Genomic DNA, 19376 nt, shown 5'->3' with positions numbered 1-19376 from the left:
GCTCAGTAGATCTTCGAGAACTTCTCGATATTGGACTTGTCGAACTGGTAGGGCGCGGCCATGGCCGCGGCATTGGTATCATCGAGCGTGATCGAACCGACCTTGCCGATGGAGAAGGTCGCGCCCGGCTCCGCCTTCTTGCCCTTGACGAGTTGGTCGGAGAGGAAGACGGCTGAGTAGCCGAGGTCGATGGGGTTCCACAGCGCGACGCCTTCCGACGCACCGTTATCGATGAACTTCTTGAACTCGGAGGGCAGCGCCAGCCCGGTCACGTTGATCTTGCCGATCAGCTTCTGGTCGGTGACGACCTGTGCGGCTGCCACGACGCCGACGGTGGTTGGTGCAATGATGGCCTTGAGATCAGGATAGGACGAAATCAGGCCCTTGGCTTCGTTGGTGGATTTCACCGAGTCATCGTCACCATAGACGACGGCTGCAAGCTTGATCTTCGGGAACTTGGTCGGCAGCACTTCCTTGGCGGCCTCGATCCAGGCGTTCTGGTTTGTCGCGGTAGACGACGCCGACAGGATCGCGACTTCGCCACCATCGGGCAGGTGATCGGCGGCAAGCTTGATGATGGTTTCGCCGATCAGGTTCGTATCGGACGGGTTGAGATGCAGCATGCGGCCATCCTTGGCGACACCGGAATCCCAGGAGATCACCTTGATGCCGCGGTCCATGGCCTTCTTTAGGACCGGAACGAGCGCATCGGGATCGTTGGCCGAGATGGCGATCGCATCGACCTGCTGGGCGATCAGCGAATTGATGATCTCGATCTGGCCTTCTGCGGTTGCCGAGGTCGGGCCGGTATAGATGACCTCGATGTCGCCGATTTCCTTGGCGGCCTCCTCGGCCCCCTTGGCTGCGGCATCAAAGAAGCCGTTGCCGAGGGACTTGACGACCAGAGCGATGCGCTCGGCGGCAGACGCCGGCCCGGCCATCAGCGCGGCGGCAATCGCCGTCGAGATTGCAAGCTTGTGCAGAAATTTCATGGTGGTTCCTCCCGTTGAAGTTCTTCCGGCCGCGCTTACGCAACGATCGGGGCTTGTTCCCTTGCTGTTTTATCCGCGATGATGAGCCCGACGCCTGCCTCCTCCAGCATCTGTCGGTCCTCGTCACGAATTCCGTCATCGGTGATGACAGTGGTCACCCGTTCCAGCGGGCAGAGCACCAGACTGGATCGCTTGCCGAATTTCGAGGAATCGGCCAGCACGACAAGTTCGTCGGCCTGGCCCATGAGCTTCTGCTCGGCCTGGATCAGCAGCGGATCGGCCTCCATGAGACCGAGCTTGCCGAGACCCTGCGCGCCCATGAACATGCGCCTGGCGTAGAAATTGCGCGTCACATCGTTCTCGAAAGGGCTGAGGATGATGTTCTGCTCGCGGTATATGACGCCACCCGACAGCATGATCGTGTTCTTGGAATTCTTCAGCAGGTGCTCGGCGATCGGAAAGGAATTGGTGAAGATCTGCATCCGGCGCGCGGCCAAGAGATGGACCATCTGAAAGGTCGTCGTGCCGCCGTTGATGATGATCGGATCACCATCGGCGCACAATTCCACCGCCTTCAGCGCGATCGCGCGCTTCTGAGCGATGTTGATCGTTTCGTTGACGGAGAACGGCCGGCCGGCAAGTCCTGGGAATTGCGGCGGATTGATTGCCTCCGCGCCGCCGCGAACGCGGCGCAGCTTCTTCTGCACATGCAGCGTCGCAATGTCCCGGCGGATCGTCGCTTCCGACGATTCCGTCAGTTCAACCATTTCGCCGACGGTCACGACAGGCTTTTCCTGGACCGCGGACAAAATGATGCGATGGCGCTCTTTCTCGTGCATGAAGTCCTCCCTTTCCTGAACTTTCCACTGATCACGGAACTTGTCAATCATATCCAATCATAAATAATCATATCGCAGCGCAACATGATCGTTTTTGATTGAATACGATTGACTTGCCGACAATTCTGCCGCATCGATAGCGCAAAAGCCGAATATGCGCATCGCGTCGGGAGGAAGAGATGTCGACACAAGAAGCCGGGTCACGGCTGACGAACCTGTGGGATAAGGCCCGTGCGGCCGGCATGAGCGAGCCGGAGCAGCTTCTCTACCGCTCCAACCTCCTCGGATCAGACAAGCGTGTCACCAATTACGGCGGCGGCAACACCTCCGCGAAGGTGATGCAGAAAGACCCGCTCACCGGCGAGACAGTCGAGGTCCTCTGGGTCAAGGGCTCCGGTGGCGATGTCGGTACGATAAAGTTAGACGGCTTCGCCACGCTCTACATGGACAAGCTGCGCGCGCTGAAGCGCATCTATCGCGGCGTGGAATTCGAAGACGAAATGGTCGGCTACCTGCCGCACTGCACATTCAACCTCAACGCCCGCGCCGCCTCCATCGATACGCCGCTGCATGCCTATGTGCCGAAAAGGCATGTCGATCACATGCATCCCGACGCCATCATCGCCATTGCGGCGTCCGCCAATTCCAAGGCGCTGACCCGGCAGATTTTCGGCGGCGAGATCGGCTGGTTGCCGTGGAAGCGCCCGGGCTTTGAACTCGGCCTCTGGCTGGAGACATTCTGCCACGAAAACCCCGATGCGAAAGGCGTGGTTCTCGAAAGCCACGGTCTCTTTACCTGGGCAGACGACGCTGAGGCCTGCTACGGCCTCACCATCGACATCATCAACCGGGCGATCGCCTGGTTCGAGACGGAAACCGCCGGCAAGGCGATTTTCGGCGGTGAGAAACACAACGCGCTTGCCCACATGGAACGCCGCGCCGTTGCTGCACGCCTGATGCCCGCCATCCGAGGCATGATCTCGCAAGAGGCCCATATGGTCGGCCATTTCGATGATAGCAACGCCGTGCTGCAATTCGTCTGCGCGAAGGACATGGAAGCGCTCGCAGCGCTCGGCACCTCCTGCCCCGACCATTTCCTGCGCACGAAAATCCGTCCGCTGGTCGTCGATTTTGATCCTGCAAAGCCCGATATCGCGGCAACGCTGGAAAGCCTCAAGCCGGCTGTGGAGGCCTACCGCAAGGACTATGCCGCCTATTACGAGCGCTGCCGGCATGCCGACAGTCCGGCGTTGCGCGATCCCAACGCCATCGTCTACCTCGTGCCGGGCGTCGGGATGATCACCTTCGCCAAGGACAAGGCGACGGCGCGCATTTCCGGCGAGTTCTATACGAACGCTATCAATGTCATGCGCGGCGCCTCGACTGTCTCGACCTATGTCGGCCTGCCCGAACAGGAGGCCTTCGACATCGAATACTGGCTGCTTGAGGAAGCCAAGCTCCAGCGCATGCCGAAGCCGAAGTCGCTTGCCGGCCAGATCGCAATCGTCACCGGCGGCGCCGGCGGCATCGGCTCTGCCACGGCCGCCCGGCTGCTTTCCGAGGGCGCCTGCGTCGTGCTCGCCGATATCGACGAGGCCGCCCTTGCCTCGACCGCCGAAAACCTTGCAGGCCGCCATGGCAAGGATGTCGTTCACACCGTGAGGATGAACGTGACCGACGAGGTCGCCGTGATTGCTGCCTATACGGAGATCGCGGTCGAATTCGGCGGCGTCGATATCGTCGTTTCCAATGCGGGGATCGCGTCGTCCGCCCCGGTCGAGGAAACGTCGCTGGAACTCTGGAACCGAAACCTCGCCATTCTTTCCACCGGCTACTTCCTCGTCGCGCGCGAGGCATTCAAGGTGCTGCGCCAGCAGGCGATCGGCGGCTCGGTGATTTTCATCGGCTCCAAGAACGGCCTTGCCGCCTCCCCCAACGCATCGGCCTATTGCACGGCAAAGGCATCCGAAATCCACCTCGCGCGCTGCCTTGCGCTGGAGGGCGCGGATGCGGGCATTCGCGTCAACGTGGTCAATCCGGACGCCGTGCTGCGCGGCTCCAAGATCTGGTCCGGCGAATGGCTCGACCAGCGCGCCTCGACCTACAAGACGGACAAGCAGGGACTGGAGGAAATGTATCGCCAGCGCTCCATGCTGAAGCGTTCCGTGCTGCCGGAGGACGTTGCGGAAGCGACCTACTTCTTCGCCTCGGAGGCCTCCTCGAAGTCGACCGGTAACATCATCAACGTGGACGCCGGCAACGTCCAGGCGTTCACGCGCTGACACCGACTGTTCGGGGAGGATGATGATGACGGGAATCGAAAAGGGCGTCGTGGACGCGCACAATGATCAGGCTATCGCGGCGCTGAAAGCAGACTACGAAGCGCTCGGCGAACATCTGTCGCGCCGCGGCATCGATATCGATGCAATCAAGGCGAAGGTGGCGCGCTATGGCGTTGCCATTCCCTCCTGGGGCGTGGGAACCGGCGGCACGCGCTTTGCGCGCTTTCCGGGCGCCGGCGAACCACGCGGCATCTTCGACAAGATGGACGACTGCGCCGTCATCCACCGCCTGACGGGCGCGACACCCGCAGTCTCTCTGCATATCCCCTGGGACAAGGCCGATCCGGCCGCGCTGAAGGCCAAGGCCGAAGAAACGGGTCTTGCCTTCGATGCCATGAATTCCAACACGTTCCAGGACCAGGCGGACCAGACGCATTCCTACAAGTTCGGCTCGCTGTCGCATGCCAATGCCGATATCCGCCAGCAGGCAGCCGAGCATAACATCGAATGCATCGAGATCGGCAAGGCCATCGGCTCGAAGGCGCTGACGGTGTGGATCGGCGACGGCTCCAACTTTCCCGGCCAGACGAATTTCACCAGGCAGTTCGAACGCTATCTCGACGCGATGCGAACGGTCTACAAGGCGCTGCCGGACGACTGGCGCATCTTCACCGAGCACAAGATGTACGAGCCGGCTTTCTACTCGACCGTCGTGCAGGACTGGGGCACAAACTACATGATCGCCGAGGCGCTGGGGCCCAAGGCCTTTTGCCTCGTCGATCTCGGTCACCATGCGCCAAACGTCAATATCGAGATGATCGTCGCCCGCCTGATCCAGGCGAAGAAGCTCGGCGGCTTCCATTTCAACGATTCCAAATATGGCGACGACGACCTCGATACGGGTTCGATCGATCCCTATCGCCTCTTCCTCGTCTTTAACGAACTGGTCGACGCCGAGATCCGCGGTGCGGAAGGCTTCCGTCCCGCCCATATGCTCGACCAGTCGCACAACGTCACGGACCCTATCGAAAGCCTGATGGTTTCGGCCATGGAAGTGCAACGCGCCTACGCTGCCGCCCTTCTTGTCGACCGAAAGGCGCTGGAGGGCTTCCAGGAAGGCAACGATGCCCTGATGGCGACGACCACGCTGAAAAAAGCGTTCCGCACCGATGTCGAGCCGATCCTGGCGATGGCGCGGTTCGAGAAGGGCGCAGCGATCGATCCGGTCAACGCTTTCCGCGCGTCCGGTTATCGCGCCAAGGTCGCCGCGCAACGCCCCGCAATATCTGGCGCGGGCGGCGGCATCGTCTGATGCAAGGCACCGGCGGCCTGCACGCGCAAGCCACCGGCAGTTTCTGCTCCGTCAGGCCGGAAGGTGCGCCTGGCGGACCAGCGCGTCCTTGAGCCGGGCCGTCTCGAGGCCCAGTTCGATGAAGCGATGGGCGTGGCGGGCAAGCGCGACATTATCGTCCCACAGGTTGCGCCAGATCGCGGTCTTCAGCGACAGGTCCTTGTCGACGATGGTGGTCGAGAAGGATTCGAACGTCACGTAGTCATCCCAGCCGATGGCCACCAGCGCATCGAAGATCGCGGCGAAATCGATCGTGCCTGTTCCGAGATAGCCACGATGGCTTTCACCGATATGGATGTAGCCGATCTTGTCGGCGGCGTGCCGGATCGCGAGGCCGACATCCGCCTCTTCGATGTTCATGTGGAACGTATCGAGGTGCAGCAGCACGTTCGATGCGCCGGTATCGCGGATATAAGCCATGCCCTGCGCTGCGGTGTTGAGCATGTTGCTCTCGAAGCGGTTGACGATCTCCAGATTGAGGGTGACGCCTGCCGCCTTGGAACGCTCTGCGACCTTGGTCAGCGCCGACACGCTGGTATCCCAGCTCTTGCGGGTCAGCGCGTGTTCCTGCTTGCCATGGGCGGAACTCAGGATGCCGGCGAGCTTCGTGCCGCCGAGGTCGCGCACCAGCGCCACCGCCCTGTCGAGAATATCCGTGCCGTTGGCGACGACAGAGGCGTCATCGCTGGAAATGTCGCCTTCCGGCGGCAGGCCCATGCTGATCGCCACATCGAGTTCGAGCTCCCGCAGCCGGCCGGCGAGCCATTTCACATCGACCTGCTTGGGGTCGAGATAGGAAAACTCGATGAGCTTGTAGCCGAGCCTGTGCGTGTTCTCGAGCGCCTTTTCGAGCTCGTCACGCGAGGAGCCTGCGCTCCAGACGAAGGAATGAACACCGATTTTCGACATGATCCCGGCTGCTTTCTGAAAGGAAGGAATTGAAACACGGTCGGCCGGGCACACCGCTTTCGCAAGCGTGCCCGGCCATCGGGAGGAAGGTTTAGCGGGCTGCGGTCCAGCCCTTGTAATCCTTGACGTTGTCAGCCGTGATGAGCTGCGGATCGAGCAGCACAACCGGTTCGGCCGGCTTGTTGCCGTTCAGAACCTCTACGCCGAGCTTCAGCGCTTCGCCGGCCATGACGTAAGGATCCTGCGAGGCGGAGGCCTTGATCATCGAATTGCCGCTGGCAAGTGCCTTTTCGATATCCGGCGCGCCATCAACCGCGGTGAAGAAGAATTCGCTGCGGTTCAGCTGCTTGGCGGCAAGCTCGGCGCCGATCGCGGTCGGGTCGTTGATCGCGAAGACGGCATCGATCTTGTCGAAGCGCGTGAGCAGGCCCTGCATCACGGCAAGGCCGCCATCGCGCGATCCCTGGCCGTTCTGGTCGTCAGAGAGGATCTTGATATCGGCGTGTTTGCCGAGCGCTTCCTTGCAGCCCTGCACGCGCTCGAGGATCGACGATGATGCCGGACCGTTGATGATGACCACGTCGCCCTTGTTGCCAAGCTTCTCGGCGATGTAGTTGCAGGCCTCTTCGCCGGCCTTGACGTTGTTGGTCATGACGGTGACGTCGGCGCCGGGAGCCGAAACGTCGAACGCCGCGACGACGACGCCGGCAGCCTGGGCCTTCTTGACGGCGGGCGCGATCGCCTTCGCGTCGACGGCGTTCAGCATGATGATGTCGACGCCGGCAGCGATGAAGCTGTCGATCTGCGAAACCTGCTTGTTGAGGTCATAGTCGGCCGAAACCGAGGTGACTTCGACATTCGGGTTGATTTCCTTTGCGCGGTCCTCGATGCCCTTGATCGTGGCGACGAAGAACGGGTTGCCGAGCAGGCCGACCGAGATACCGATCTTGTTGAGGTCCTTGGCGGCGGCGGGCATGGCGAGTGCGGCGACCATAGCGGTGCCGACGAGCAATTTGGACATAAGACGCATTTTTTCCTCCTTTGGTGACGCTTGTCGCGCCGTTGTCTCCGGTTGTGACCGGTTCTTTCAGCCGGACCTCACGTCCGGCTAAGCCCTTTGAGCCTGTAGCGATCGAGGCCAACGGCGACGATGATGACGAGGCCCTTGATGATGTATTGCCAGATGTCCGAGACCCCCACGAGGATGAGGCCGTTGGAGAGCACAGCGATGATGAGCGCGCCGATCAGCGTGCCCCAGATCGAGCCGACACCGCCGACGAAGCTGGTGCCGCCGAGAATGACGGCCGCGATGGCATCGAGTTCATAGGCCTGGCCGAGCTGCAGGCCGTTGGCCGCATAGAGGCGTGCGGCCGACATGGCGCCGCCGAGGCCAGAAAGCAGGCCGGACATGGAATAGACGAAGAGCAACACCAGCGGCACCTTGATGCCGGTCAGACGCGCGGCTTCGGAATTGCCGCCGACGGCATAGATCCAGGTGCCCAGCACTGTGCGCTTGAGGATGAACCAGGACACGATGATCGTGGCGATAGCGATGATGGCGAGCCACGGAACCCCAAACAGCGAGCCGTTACCGATGAAATCGAACGGCAGGTCCGGGTTGAATACGGTCGTATCGCTGCCGAGCAGACGCGCCACGCCACGGATGGCGGTGAGGGAGCCGAGCGTCACGATGAAGGGCGGCAGCTTCAGCCAGGCGATGATGGCGCCGTTGAGGAAACCGCAGGCAAGGCCAGCGGCGATGGCCGCGGGAACGCCAAGCATGCCGAGGTCAGGCACCAGCGAGACGATGACGGCGATCATGGCCGATGCCGCCAGGATGGACCCGACCGAAAGGTCGATGCCGCCTGTCAGGATGACGAAGGTCATGCCTGCGGCCAGCACCGTGTTGATCGATGCCTGCTGCATGACGATCGACAGGTTGTTGACGGAGAGGAACCGTCCGCTCAGCACATGGAAGCCGATGGCCAGCAGTACCAGCACCGGCAGCATGCCGAGCGCCGTCAGCGTCGAGCGCAGCTTCAGCTTGTCCATCCGGATCTGTTCGGTTTCGCCTGCAGTCATGATGTCCGTTCCCGTCTTCGTCTGTCTGTTTTCTGCTTCAGGCCGCGTTGCCGGTCGTGCCGGTGGCAAACGCCATGATCGCTTCCTGCTCGATCGGCTGGTTCACCTCGCCGGCAATGCGCCCCTCCCGCATGACAAGCACACGGTCGGCAATGCCAAGGATCTCCGGCAGGTCGCTGGAGATGACGACGATAGCGATGCCGTTCTGGGCGAGTTCGTCGATGATGCGGTAGATCTCGGACTTCGCGCCGACATCCACGCCGCGCGTCGGCTCGTCGAGGATGAGCGCCTTCGGCCTGGTTTCGAGCAGGCGGGCAAGCAGCGCCTTCTGCTGGTTGCCGCCCGAAAGCGCGCCGACATTGATCTGCGTGCCGGCGGTGCGGATCGAAAGCGCCTTTACCGCTTGCGCAGCACGCTCCCTCGCCCGCTTGAAATCCAGCGCGCCGCCCACTTTCGCATCAGCCGCGATGACGCCCATATTGATGTTGTCGCTGATCGACATGTCGAGGAACAGGCCGAGCGCCTTGCGGTCCTCGGTGAGATAGGCGATGCCCGCGTCCAACGCGTCGCGCGGCGACGCAATGGAAAGCGGCTTGCCGTTCAGCATCACCTCGCCGGAGGTACGGTGGTCGGCACCATAGACAAGGCGCGCCAGCTCCGTGCGCCCAGAGCCGACAAGGCCGGCAATGCCGAGCACTTCGCCCGCGCGCACCTCGAACGAGCAATCATGCACCTTGATGCCGTCGCCGATATTCCTGACGGAAAGCACGGCCGCGCGTTCGTCCGTGACCTGACGATGTTCCTTCTTGTAGAAGGACGAAAGATCGCGGCCGACCATCATTGAGACCAGCTTGCTGGCGGAAAGATCCGCGCGGTCGAGCGTTCCGACATAGGCGCCGTCGCGCAGCACGCTCACCCGGTCGGAGAGCTGGTAGATCTCTTCCATACGGTGGCTGATATAGATGATGGCGATGCCGTCGGCCTTCAGCCGGGCGATGACGTCGAAGAGCTTTTCCGTTTCGCGGCTGGTCAGCGAAGTGGTCGGCTCGTCCATGACGATGATGCGGGCATTGGTCGTCAGCGCCCGTGCGATCTCCACCATCTGCCGCTCGCCGAGCGACAATTCCGCGACGCGGCGGGAAGCATCGAAATCGATACCGAGCTGCTTGAGGATGGGGTCGGCGCGACGACGCATCTCCGCACGGTCGGCAAGACCGAAGCGCGACGGCTCGTTGCCGAGAAACATGTTCTGCGCGACCGTCAGGTTCGGCGCGAGCGAAAGCTCCTGGTAGATGACGGCGATACCGTAGGCCTTGGCTTTCAGCGGGTCGCCGAGCGTCGCCGCAGCGCCATCGATCAGTACCGAACCGCCGGGATCGGCGGTATAAGCGCCCGACAGGATCTTCATCAGCGTCGATTTTCCCGCACCGTTCTCGCCCATCAGCGCATGCACTTCACCGGCATGAACCGTCAGGCTGACCTGCGACAGCGCCTTCGACGCACCGAAGGTCTTGCTGATATCGCGCATCTCCAGAAGCGGTCGCTGTTCGTGGGCCGTCATGCGCGCTTCTCCTTTCGCGAAACCTCGTCAGCTGATGCCATGGCATCGACATGGTGCCGCCATTGCCGCCGGTATTCATCAAGGCCGGAAATGGATGCCGGCTCGGCCACCGCGCAGTCATTGACGAAGGGATTGTCGCCAATGGCATCGAAGACGAGCGCCGCCGCGCCGAAGGCGCTGCCTTCCGGGTTGGCGCTGGTGTGCACCGTTTGCCCAGGCCGAAGGGCGGCAAGCACGGAGGCATATAGCCCCGTCTTCACCAGGCCGCCGTCGATGACGATCGCGTTTTCAGAGCCGATGATGTCGAGCGAGAGATCGGTCATCAGGGCGACATAAAGCATCGCGACGGCCGCGCGCTCCTCGCCCTCGACAGCCGGACCGACAAAGCGGCCCTCGTGTCCCGGCATCGGCCCGCCCGGCGCGAAGGACGGCAAAGCGAACGCCTTTGCGGCGATGACCCTGGCCACCGCTTCGGCCGAGACAGGTTTCGTCCAGCCCCCGCTGGCGACATCATACTCCCGGCCGCCCATGAAGCGGATGGTCGCGACCGGCTGATGATCGACCGTGACATTGGCCAGCATGTCCCTGTCAGCATCGAGCCGTTCCAGCGGACTTGCCGGATTGAAGATGATCACCCAGGTTCCCGTCGAGACCAGGGTGAAATCCGTAAAGCCGAGCGAGCGGTAGAAATAGAGCGCCGCATTGCTGTCGTGCACGCCGTTATGGACCGCGACGTCCACGCTGCGTCCATCGTCGAGTGTCATGGCATGGTTGCCAACGACCTCACCCGCTCTTGCGAATTGCGGCATCCGGCTGCGCCAGCCCATGCGGTCGACGAGACTGCTGAAATCGTCCTGCAGCGGCGCCCACAGGTTGGAATGGCAGCCGAGATAGGAGACTTCCGAGATCGAACGGCCAGAGAATTTCCAGGTCCAGAACTGCGGATAGGCGAGAATGGCTTCCGCCTTGCCGATCAGGCTTCCATCGCGTTCGTTCAGCCAGAGAAGATGGCGTCCATAGTTGAAGCCCAGCGGCAGCGGCGGCGAAAACGTCTCCTGAAAATCCGGCGCCATCGCGTCGATGCGGCCGGCGATGTCCGCGGGTGGCTCCTGCTCATAGTCCAGAATGGGATGAACAAGCGCCCCGCCGGAAACCAGCGCGAAGGTGCAGCCGTGGCCGGAAAACGTCATGCGGTCGACACCATGCGCCGCAACGGCTCGAGCCAGTTCAGCTTCCATCCAGCCGAAGAGCGCGACATCATCCAGTACGCGCAGATCCCCTTCGTTACGCCAGACGGGCCGCGTTCGCGCCTCGTCGATCACCCGCCCCTCGGGCGACACCACGAATAGCTTGGAATTGGTCTTGCCGAGATCGAAGACCGCAATGGGGAACCGGCTCAATTTACGCCTCCCGTCGTCGCGATCATGATCGTGACGCCTGCATCTTCCAGCATCTTGGCCGCCGCGTCGGTCAGGCCGTCATCTGTGATGATCGTGCCGATACGCGACAAAGGCAGGGCCACATTGCGCGGCTGGATCGAAAATTTGCGGCTGTCGGCGAGCAGCACGATTTCGTCCGCACAGGCCGCCAATTCGCCAATCACCTTCACGAGCAGCGGATGGGATTCAAGCAGCCCCTTGCTGCTGATGCCCTGCGTACCGACGAAGAAACGCGAGGCGAAAAAGCTTGGCGAGCCCCCCGACGGATCGTGGATGATGCCGGGCTCGCGATAGAGTTCGCCGCCCGCAATGGAGAGCTGGCATGTGCCGTGCTCGCCAAGATGAGCAGCAAGCGGCATCGAGTTCGTCCAGACGCGCAGATTGCGGCGCGCGAGCAGCGTGCCAAGCTGGTAGCAGGTCGAGCCGGCATGGATGATGAGGGAATCGCCGTCACGTACGAGGCCTGCTGCGGCTGCGGCAATCGCCCGCTTTGCCTCGACTGCGATGTCGCGGTTCTCGTCATAGGGTCTGGCGGAAAGGCGGCCACTGTCGCCGGCCTCGCTGGCAGAGATCCCGCCATAGACCTTCCGGGCCCGACCCAGTTCATGAAGCTTGTCGATATCACGGCGGATGGTGGCGGGAGAGGCGCCGAGGCGCTCTTGAAGATCGCGCACCGAAGCAAACGGCGTCTCGCGCAAGAGCTCGATGATAGCCTTGTGGCGTTGCGTGTCGTTCACGGATGCTCCTCCCGGCGTCTCCATCGCCGATGAATGAAGATAATCACAACAATCCAAATCGATCAAGCATCATGACGTATTTTCTTCACAGTTGACGATATGCGATCATATCAATACCATCTGACGAAAAGTTTGATCACCGTCTGTCGTGATATGCGGCCGGCGGTGATCAGGTGATCTAGAGGAGGAGGCTGGCATGGCTTCGGGCAATCGGTCGGGCAATGATCCGGCCTTCAACGCGTTTCTCGAGCTTTCAAGGGATATCGGCAGCGACGTGCTGAAAACCCAGGGCGCCGGCGGCAACACTTCGTTCAAATGCGACGGCGTGATGTGGGTCAAGGCATCGGGGACATGGCTTGCCCATGCCGGCGAACGCGACATCATGGTGCCGGTGACGGTGGCACCGCTGGTGGCCGCACTGCGGGCTGGCGATCCGAGTGCGGAGAAATCGACCGACTTTATCGTCACGGCGCTGAACGCGTCCGGTCTTCGCCCGTCGATCGAGACAAGCTTTCACGCCGCGCTGCCGCAGGCTGTCGTGGCGCACTATCACTGCGTCAACGCCATCGCGCTCTCGGTTCTCAACGACCGCGACGCCGTCATTGCCGGACACATGGCGAAACTCCCCGACCTGCGCTGGGCGACCATACCCTACCGCCGACCCGGCACGCCGCTCGCGCTTGAAATCGACCGCGTTGCCGAGACGCGGCCGGATGTGCTGATCCTCTACAATCATGGCATCATCGTCACCGGCGAGACCGTCGAAGAGGTGCGCGAGCGCATCGAACGTGTCACCGAAGCACTCTCGGTCGCTGTGCGCGCAGAGGCGACAGCCGATAGCGCTGCCTTGACGGCACTGACGGAAGGCTCGGACTTTCATGTTGCGGAAGATGCCGAGAGCCACAAGACGGCGCTCAGCCCGGCCAATGTCTCGTTTGCGGCGGGCGGTTCGCTCTACCCGGATCATGTCATCTTCCTGGGCACGGAAATTGGCGTTCTCGCCGGTGGCGAAACGGTGAATGCCTATGCCGATACGCGCCGCGCGCACGACCTTTCCATCCCGAAGATGCTGCTTGCGCCGGGACTCGGCGTGCTGCTCGCCAATGAACTCACCGCCGGCGGCCGCGTGATGGCCCGCTGCCTTGCCGAAGTCGTCTCCCGCATACCGGACGGTGCATCGGTGGCCTATCTCAACGCCGATGAGGAATATGAACTGACCCATTGGGAGGCCGAGCAATATCGTCAGGCGCTCGACCGCAAGGCGAGCCGGCAGGCATGAATACCGGCACGGAGCCCGCCGTCGCGCTCGGCATCGACCTCGGCACATCGGGCGTGCGCGCCGCCCTTCTTTCGAAGGATGGCGTGCCGGTGGATATCGCGGCATGCCCCTTCCCGGATGCCGCGTCCGCGCGCCTGCCATCGACCTGGTGGAACGGCGTCATGTCGTGCCTTGCAGAACTCGCCTCACGTAGCACCTTCTCGTCACTTGAAGGCGTCGCCGTCGATGGGACCTCAGGAACCGTGCTTGCCGTGGACGCCGCCGGCGTGCCCGTGAGCGAGGTTCTGATGTACAACGACCCCTGCCCCGATCGCGCGATCGTCGACCGCATCGGTGCGGTGGCACCTCCGGACAGCCCGGCGCGTGGTGCGACATCGGCGCTGGCACGCGCCATTTACCTTTCACGCAGGCCGGGCGTGCATGCCATCCTGCACCAGGCCGACTGGATCCTGATGCAGCTTGGCCTTGCCGCTCCAACCAGCGATGAAAACAATGCGCTGAAGACGGGCTATGATCTCGACGCCGAGCGCTGGCCCGACTGGCTGGAAGCATGCGGCATGGACGTAACCCTGTTGCCATCAGTCGCGAGGGCCGGCGCGCCGCTCTCGGAAGTCACGGCGAGCGGGCGCGCACTCGGCCTGCCGCCGCAGTGCCGCTACCATGCGGGCACGACCGATGGCTGCGCCTCGTTCCTGGCGACGGGCGCCTCGGCCATCGGGAATGGGGTGACGGCGCTCGGCTCGACGCTGGTCGTGAAACTCGCCTGCGCACAGCCGATCAGTGCGGCCAATTATGGAATCTACTCCCACCGCATCCTTGATTTCTGGCTTGCGGGCGGTGCGTCGAATTCTGGTGGCACGGTCATCCGCAAGTTCTTCGACGGCGAACAGTTGAAAGCGATGACCCCGAAATTGCGGCCGGACGCGCCGACCGGCCTCTCCTATTATCCGCTACCGGCGCCCGGCGAGCGCTTTCCCGTCAACGATCCCGCCTACCCCCCGCGACTTGCCCCCCGCCCGGCCGATGACGTCATCTTCTTCCAGGCAATCCTCGAGGGCATTACCGCAATCGAAAAGTCGGGTTATGACAGGCTGGCTGAACTGGGCGGCCCCACGGTGCTATCCGTGCGCACGGTCGGCGGGGGCGCGGTCAACGAAGCCTGGACGCGGATGCGCGAAAAGGCGCTCGGCGTACCTTTTCTTGCGGCGCGCTCGGCGGAAGCGTCCGTCGGCACCGCCTCGCTTGTGCTTGCAGGAAAGGATCGCTGGCCTTGAGCATTGCACCGCATACCACGCTCGCCGCCCTGGCGGATCGCTATGATGCCTTCTTCATCGACCAGTTTGGCGTCTTGCGCGACGACGACGGCGCCTATCCGGGCGCCAACGCCGCCCTGCTTCGCCTGAAGTCTCTGGGCAAAACCGTCGTCATCCTGTCGAATTCGGGCCGCAGCGGCGAGTATAACGGTGACCGCCTGGTCAAGCTCGGCTTCGACCGTTCCGGCTTCGACCACTTCCTGACCTCCGGCGACGTCGCCCATCACATTCTGGCACAGGAAACGGGCGAGAAATCCGGCATAACGCGGTGCCTGACGATTTCGAGCGGCGGCGACCGCAATCTCGCCGAACGGCTGGGCTTCGAGAGCGTGGGGGACGCAGCGCTCGCGGACATCGTGATCATCTCGGGAAGCGAAGCGGAGCGCATTCCGCTGTCGACCTATCGTGACCGACTAAGGCCTGCGGCGGAGCGTGGCATTCCCTGCTACTGCACCAACCCGGACCGGCACAAACTTGTAAAAGGTGGCGGAACCGCGCCCGGTGCCGGAAGCATCGCCTTGGCCTACGAGGCGCTCGGCGGCCCGGTCCGCTGGTTCGGCAAGCCGCACCCCGCAATATACAAGCAGGCGCAATCGCTGCTTGGGACTATAGCCGCCGACCGCATCGTCTGCATCGGCGACAGCATCGAGCACGATATCGCCGGCGCCGCCGGTGCGGGCCTGGCGTCGTGCCTCGTACGGACAGGGATCCTCGCGGCCACGCCCGAAAGCGCCCTCGCCCCGGTCTGCGAAACGCATGGCGCCCGCCCCGATTTCCTGATGGAGCGCTTCACAGTCTGAGCGATTTCAGCAACGTTTCGAACCGCAAGACGAGCCTAAATCCGAAAAGTCCGGCTACATTGGGGTCTGGTCAGAACCCAGACTGATTTGCACATCTCCGCAGCACCCTTCCGCTTGCAGCAAGGCTGCTTGAGCGCTACGCACGTCCTGTTATCCTGCCATCACATCGGGCCATACAGGAACGCGAATTGCGATGCTCATTCATGAAGGCGACACCCGGACACCGGCCGTGGATCTTCTGCTGGCGACCATTCTCGCCTTCGTTGCAGGAGGCGTAAACAGCGTCGGTTTTCTGGCTTACGGCTACTTTTCTGCGAACATGACAGGCAATGTCTCCCTGGTGTCGGAACTTCTGTCCTACTGGCAGCTACGCGCGGCTGCTGCATTTTTCACCATCGTCCTGATGTTCATCACGGGCGCCTTTCTGGCCTCATTGTTCATTCAGATGGGCAAGCGACACCGGCTTAAGACGGTTTATGCCCTCACACTGGGTGTCGAAGGCGTCATCCTGATGCTCGTCGGCATCTGTGTCTCGGCAGTACCCGATGCCGTGAACGGCTTCGTCATTGTCAGCCTGCTTGCGCTGTCCATGGGCATCCAGAACGCGGCCTCGACGCGCATATCGGGCGCCAGGGTGCGGACGACGCATGTGTCAGGGCTCGCCACTGATATCGGGGTCGGCCTCGCGCTGCTGTGGGGTGCACGGGGAGACGTCCAGCGAGAGGAAATTGCCACGCGCCTTCGCCTTCACGCCGTGACAATCCTGGCCTTTGCCGTAGGCGGGATCGTCGGCGCGCTGATGTATACCAGCTTTCAGGGGCTCGCGCTGTGCCTACTTGCTGCGATGCTGTTCGCCTTGTGTGCGATCTACTCCAGCGGCATCGGCAAGACCGACTGAACGAAGCGCTCACAAAGACGTTTGCCACGCGCGAAGGCCATGGTAGGCAGGCCGCACCTTGAAGCCAGCCGGATGATTGCCATGACCGTTTCGTTCTACGCCGACTACATTGCCAAGTTGCGCACCCTGTTTGCGGAATTGAACGACGACAGCGGCCTCTTCCAGACATTCCATGTGCATATCGAACTGGTCGCCGCTGGAAGCCTTGTCGTCTATGAAACGAAGCGGCGAAAAGGCCAGACCGACAATCTGTTCTATGGCCGCCCGGCCCAGACCACATCCAACCGACAGATTTCGCGTGAAACCGCGGCTGCCGCGATCAATCACTTCTTCTCGCTTGGTCAGTTCATCGCTTTGACAGGGACCACACGGCAGCCGCTCGAAATGCAGTATCCGCACTGCGCCATCAATTTTTCCTACCGCAAGAGAGGTCATCCCGCCGAACGCGCGATGCTGATGGTGTTCGTCGGGTTCAATGACGATAAGGACGCATCGGATTATGCCGCTTCCGCAAACGATCCAGAAGCCTTCGTCTGTGCACGACCATATCACACACCAAAAGCCTATGAATGGAAGTGACGGCGCGGGCCCGGCAAGCTGCGTGCCGTGATATTTGTTTTCTCGCCTCCACAAGGTCAGGCGCGGATGCCGGTTACCCTTTGATCCGCTGTGGCAAGAGTAATGGCCGTCGAGCGTGGCAAAGGCTTAGACAACAGGAAGCCCTGCAGATGGTCACAGCCGAAATCCTGCAATGCGCTTCGCTGCTCGTCCGTTTCAACGCCTTCGGCGGTCACGAGTAACCCCTTGGCTTTCGCCATGCTGATCATCGCAGAAACAACGGCTTTGCTTGCACCTTGATGCATCTCGCCGATGAAGGATTTATCGATCTTTATCCGGTCGACCTCGATGCGTTGAATTCGCGAGAACGTCGAGTAACCGGTTCCGAAATCGTCGATCGCAAAGCGGACGCCGGCTGATCGCAGGGTCGATATCGTGGTTTCCACTTCGCTCTTCTCCGGCGTCATGGCACTTTCCGTCAACTCTATTTCGAGCCTGTTGGGTTGGACCTGCCGCTTAGCGAGGATGCCAAGAACGCGCAGCGCATAGCCTGGTGAGGCAAGCTCGAGAGCCGACGCATTGACTGCGATGTGAATATCGGGAAGTTCGGCAAGTGTCCGGCAGGCGTCTTCGAGGACCAGCACACTGATCTCGTGGATAAGGCCGGTTTCCTCGGCGAGCGGGATGAATTGGTCAGGGCTGACATAACCCAATGTCGGATGCTTCCAGCGTGCCAGCGCTTCTAGGGAACTCAGCGCGCCGGTGTCGGCCGCGAAGACGGGTTGATAGAATGTTTCCAGCTGGGAATGCGTCTTGAGGGCGAGGCGCAGGTCTGCTTCCAGCGCCCTTCGGTCGCTCAGTAGTTCATCCATGTGGCTCCCGAAGATGGCATGCGTATTTCTGCCTGCCGCCTTGGCGTGATACAATGCAATGTCGGCCTTGCGGGTCAACTCGATCGGATCGCAAGGTCCCGTTGTCACGGCGGCGCCGATGCTGGCGCCTATTGCGATGTGGACGGTGTCGATTTCAAACGGCGCCCTGAGTGCGGTCACGATGTTCTTGGCAATCTCTTCCACATTCTGCGCATCGGCATTGCTGAGGAGTATGTTGAACTCATCGCCGCCGACACGGGCGATCAGGGAATTCGGCAGCAGGTCGCGCATGCGGGCAGCCGCCTTCATGATCAGCTTGTCGCCAACGGGATGGCCAAAGGTGTCATTGACGGTCTTGAACCGATCGAGATCGACAAAGAGAATGCAGTGACGCTGATCTGCGGCGGCATTTGCCAGCGTGGATGCCAGTTCAATTGCGAAGAAGTTTCTGTTTGCCAGACCCGTCAGGGCATCGTGTGACGCCTGATGTTCGAGTTCTTTGCGGCTTGCGGCGAGCCGTTCAGAGCGGCGGAACAGAGCGTGGCCGGCAAGGCTTGAGCCTGCAAACAATGTACCGAACGTCACCAGCAGGACCGGAACGGTAGCGCGAAGAACGTCATTTCCAGGCTGAAATGGAGCCCAGCGAAAGAACCCGGCAGGCGTTCCGTCACGAGAGGTCAGCGGGATAAAGGCCGCCCCCGTCTCGCTCGGCTGATCGCGCGTGAACCGAAGGTCGCTAAACGCGTATTCGTGCCCGATCTCCGCGGGAAGATCACCATCGAGAAATCGGACGGCGACGTGAAGGAATTCCGTGCCGGGCGCCTGCACGACATTTCCCGTATGCGACATGAGCGGCTTGATGCTGACGATCGCGGATCGGTTCCCGATACGCGACACGTCCACCTCCCCGATTGAAAGGACCTGCGCACTTGTGCCTTGCGTATCGCCGCGCGACAGGCGCGTCCGCAGTTTCGTTACCAGTGGCAAATAGGCGTCGCGGAATTGCTGCGCATCAGGCGAGCCTTTCGGATCGGCAATGAACTGATAAACGAGCGACGAATCGGGCGACAGCAGGAGGGATGCATCATGGCTGAAATAGGTGTGCATCCACGACCCGAGATTGGCCTCTATCCAAGCCGTGTCGCCGCGTTGGCTTTCGACAACGGCGTCGTCCCAAACCGTGACACTCTCCTGATCATGGGCGATCGCGGATTGCAGCTTCATCATCGCAAGCGTGATAAAACCCCGCTGATGCGATGACGCCACCTCGTCCGCCTTTCCCGCCGCCCAGATGAGCGTCAGGAACAGGAGGCCGCAGATCGCGAGCGAAGTACTTGCCGGCAAGATCCATTTCAAAAGAGATGAAGACTGGAGCTTTCGGGTCATCGCCAGGTCCTGATTATGCCTGGGATATTAGAGCAATTGGACTTAAGCCGATGGCAAAAAACCCGGTTAAAGAACGGT

The 19376-nt window shown here is 61.7% G+C and carries 16 protein-coding genes; 7 read left to right on the top strand and 9 right to left on the bottom strand.

What is annotated here, in order from left to right; all coding sequences use genetic code 11:
• Positions 1–2 precede the first annotated feature (2 nt).
• A complete protein-coding gene (gene rhaS / locus MNR02_RS22430; protein ID WP_241949669.1) occupies positions 3–992 on the bottom strand; it encodes a rhamnose ABC transporter substrate-binding protein in 990 nt (329 codons plus the stop codon).
• A 35-nt stretch (positions 993–1027) separates the two neighbouring features.
• Complete coding sequence (locus tag MNR02_RS22425; RefSeq protein WP_241604363.1) at positions 1028–1831, bottom strand: DeoR/GlpR family DNA-binding transcription regulator; 804 nt, start codon at positions 1829–1831, stop codon at positions 1028–1030.
• Positions 1832–2010: 179 nt separating this feature from the next.
• Between MNR02_RS22425 and MNR02_RS22420 the strand changes: the two genes are divergently transcribed.
• Complete coding sequence (locus MNR02_RS22420) at positions 2011–4113, top strand: bifunctional rhamnulose-1-phosphate aldolase/short-chain dehydrogenase (protein ID WP_241949668.1); 2103 nt, start codon at positions 2011–2013, stop codon at positions 4111–4113.
• Positions 4114–4132: 19 nt separating this feature from the next.
• Entirely contained in the window at positions 4133–5425 is a 1293-nt protein-coding gene (gene rhaI, locus MNR02_RS22415) for an L-rhamnose catabolism isomerase (protein ID WP_371746784.1), read from the top strand.
• Between the two features lie 51 nt (positions 5426–5476).
• On the opposite strand, the gene MNR02_RS22410 is transcribed toward rhaI, so the two are convergent.
• The 6 genes from MNR02_RS22410 to MNR02_RS22385 all read right to left on the bottom strand — a co-directional run bounded on the left by MNR02_RS22410 (position 5477) and on the right by MNR02_RS22385 (position 12192).
• Positions 5477–6373, bottom strand: coding sequence for a sugar phosphate isomerase/epimerase (locus MNR02_RS22410; RefSeq protein WP_241949666.1), 897 nt, complete (start codon positions 6371–6373; stop codon positions 5477–5479).
• A 91-nt stretch (positions 6374–6464) separates the two neighbouring features.
• Entirely contained in the window at positions 6465–7403 is a 939-nt protein-coding gene (locus tag MNR02_RS22405) for an ABC transporter substrate-binding protein (RefSeq protein WP_241604371.1), read from the bottom strand.
• 68 nt (positions 7404–7471) lie between these two features.
• Positions 7472–8455: a ribose ABC transporter permease gene (locus MNR02_RS22400; protein WP_241949665.1), complete on the bottom strand. Its 984-nt coding sequence runs from the start codon at positions 8453–8455 to the stop codon at positions 7472–7474.
• Positions 8456–8492: 37 nt separating this feature from the next.
• Positions 8493–10016, bottom strand: coding sequence for a sugar ABC transporter ATP-binding protein (locus MNR02_RS22395; RefSeq protein WP_241949664.1), 1524 nt, complete (start codon positions 10014–10016; stop codon positions 8493–8495).
• Complete coding sequence (locus MNR02_RS22390; protein WP_241949663.1) at positions 10013–11416, bottom strand: FGGY-family carbohydrate kinase; 1404 nt, start codon at positions 11414–11416, stop codon at positions 10013–10015. The genes MNR02_RS22395 and MNR02_RS22390 overlap by 4 nt, the downstream gene beginning before the upstream one ends.
• Positions 11413–12192 (bottom strand): DeoR/GlpR family DNA-binding transcription regulator, encoded by a 780-nt coding sequence (locus MNR02_RS22385; protein ID WP_241949662.1) that lies wholly within the window; start codon positions 12190–12192, stop codon positions 11413–11415. Before MNR02_RS22385 ends, MNR02_RS22390 begins: the two co-directional genes overlap by 4 nt.
• Before the next feature lie 196 nt (positions 12193–12388).
• On the opposite strand from MNR02_RS22385, the gene MNR02_RS22380 reads away from it, so the two are divergent.
• The 5 genes from MNR02_RS22380 (at position 12389) to MNR02_RS22360 (ending at position 17061) form a co-directional block, all read left to right on the top strand.
• Positions 12389–13471 (top strand): class II aldolase/adducin family protein, encoded by a 1083-nt coding sequence (locus MNR02_RS22380; protein ID WP_241949661.1) that lies wholly within the window; start codon positions 12389–12391, stop codon positions 13469–13471.
• Entirely contained in the window at positions 13468–14745 is a 1278-nt protein-coding gene (locus MNR02_RS22375) for an FGGY-family carbohydrate kinase (RefSeq protein ID WP_241949660.1), read from the top strand. Before MNR02_RS22380 ends, MNR02_RS22375 begins: the two co-directional genes overlap by 4 nt.
• Positions 14742–15584 (top strand): TIGR01459 family HAD-type hydrolase, encoded by an 843-nt coding sequence (locus MNR02_RS22370; RefSeq protein WP_241949659.1) that lies wholly within the window; start codon positions 14742–14744, stop codon positions 15582–15584. Before MNR02_RS22375 ends, MNR02_RS22370 begins: the two co-directional genes overlap by 4 nt.
• A gap of 193 nt (positions 15585–15777) precedes the next feature.
• Entirely contained in the window at positions 15778–16482 is a 705-nt protein-coding gene (locus MNR02_RS22365; RefSeq protein ID WP_241949658.1) for a YoaK family protein, read from the top strand.
• 81 nt (positions 16483–16563) lie between these two features.
• Positions 16564–17061, top strand: coding sequence for a hypothetical protein (locus MNR02_RS22360; protein WP_241949657.1), 498 nt, complete (start codon positions 16564–16566; stop codon positions 17059–17061).
• 56 nt (positions 17062–17117) lie between these two features.
• Here the strand turns inward: MNR02_RS22360 and MNR02_RS22355 are convergent, their stop codons facing one another.
• Positions 17118–19298 (bottom strand): bifunctional diguanylate cyclase/phosphodiesterase, encoded by a 2181-nt coding sequence (locus MNR02_RS22355; RefSeq protein ID WP_241949656.1) that lies wholly within the window; start codon positions 19296–19298, stop codon positions 17118–17120.
• Between the last annotated feature and the right edge of the window lie 78 nt (positions 19299–19376).

It is taken from the genome of Shinella sp. H4-D48 (assembly GCF_022637395.1).
GTDB lineage: Bacteria > Pseudomonadota > Alphaproteobacteria > Rhizobiales > Rhizobiaceae > Shinella > Shinella sedimenti.
This window is presented reverse-complemented; position numbering and strand designations above follow the sequence as displayed.

Coding starts and splice junctions, on each gene's coding strand:
- MNR02_RS22425 (WP_241604363.1), bottom strand. CDS start 1,831: ATGCACGAGAAAGAGCGCCATCGCATCATTTTGTCCGCGGTCCAGGAA.
- rhaS (WP_241949669.1), bottom strand. CDS start 992: ATGAAATTTCTGCACAAGCTTGCAATCTCGACGGCGATTGCCGCCGCG.
- rhaI (WP_371746784.1), top strand. CDS start 4,133: ATGATGATGACGGGAATCGAAAAGGGCGTCGTGGACGCGCACAATGAT.
- MNR02_RS22365 (WP_241949658.1), top strand. CDS start 15,778: ATGCTCATTCATGAAGGCGACACCCGGACACCGGCCGTGGATCTTCTG.
- MNR02_RS22360 (WP_241949657.1), top strand. CDS start 16,564: ATGACCGTTTCGTTCTACGCCGACTACATTGCCAAGTTGCGCACCCTG.
- MNR02_RS22420 (WP_241949668.1), top strand. CDS start 2,011: ATGTCGACACAAGAAGCCGGGTCACGGCTGACGAACCTGTGGGATAAG.
- MNR02_RS22410 (WP_241949666.1), bottom strand. CDS start 6,373: ATGTCGAAAATCGGTGTTCATTCCTTCGTCTGGAGCGCAGGCTCCTCG.
- MNR02_RS22405 (WP_241604371.1), bottom strand. CDS start 7,403: ATGCGTCTTATGTCCAAATTGCTCGTCGGCACCGCTATGGTCGCCGCA.
- MNR02_RS22395 (WP_241949664.1), bottom strand. CDS start 10,016: ATGACGGCCCACGAACAGCGACCGCTTCTGGAGATGCGCGATATCAGC.
- MNR02_RS22375 (WP_241949660.1), top strand. CDS start 13,468: ATGAATACCGGCACGGAGCCCGCCGTCGCGCTCGGCATCGACCTCGGC.
- MNR02_RS22355 (WP_241949656.1), bottom strand. CDS start 19,298: ATGACCCGAAAGCTCCAGTCTTCATCTCTTTTGAAATGGATCTTGCCG.
- MNR02_RS22380 (WP_241949661.1), top strand. CDS start 12,389: ATGGCTTCGGGCAATCGGTCGGGCAATGATCCGGCCTTCAACGCGTTT.
- MNR02_RS22400 (WP_241949665.1), bottom strand. CDS start 8,455: ATGACTGCAGGCGAAACCGAACAGATCCGGATGGACAAGCTGAAGCTG.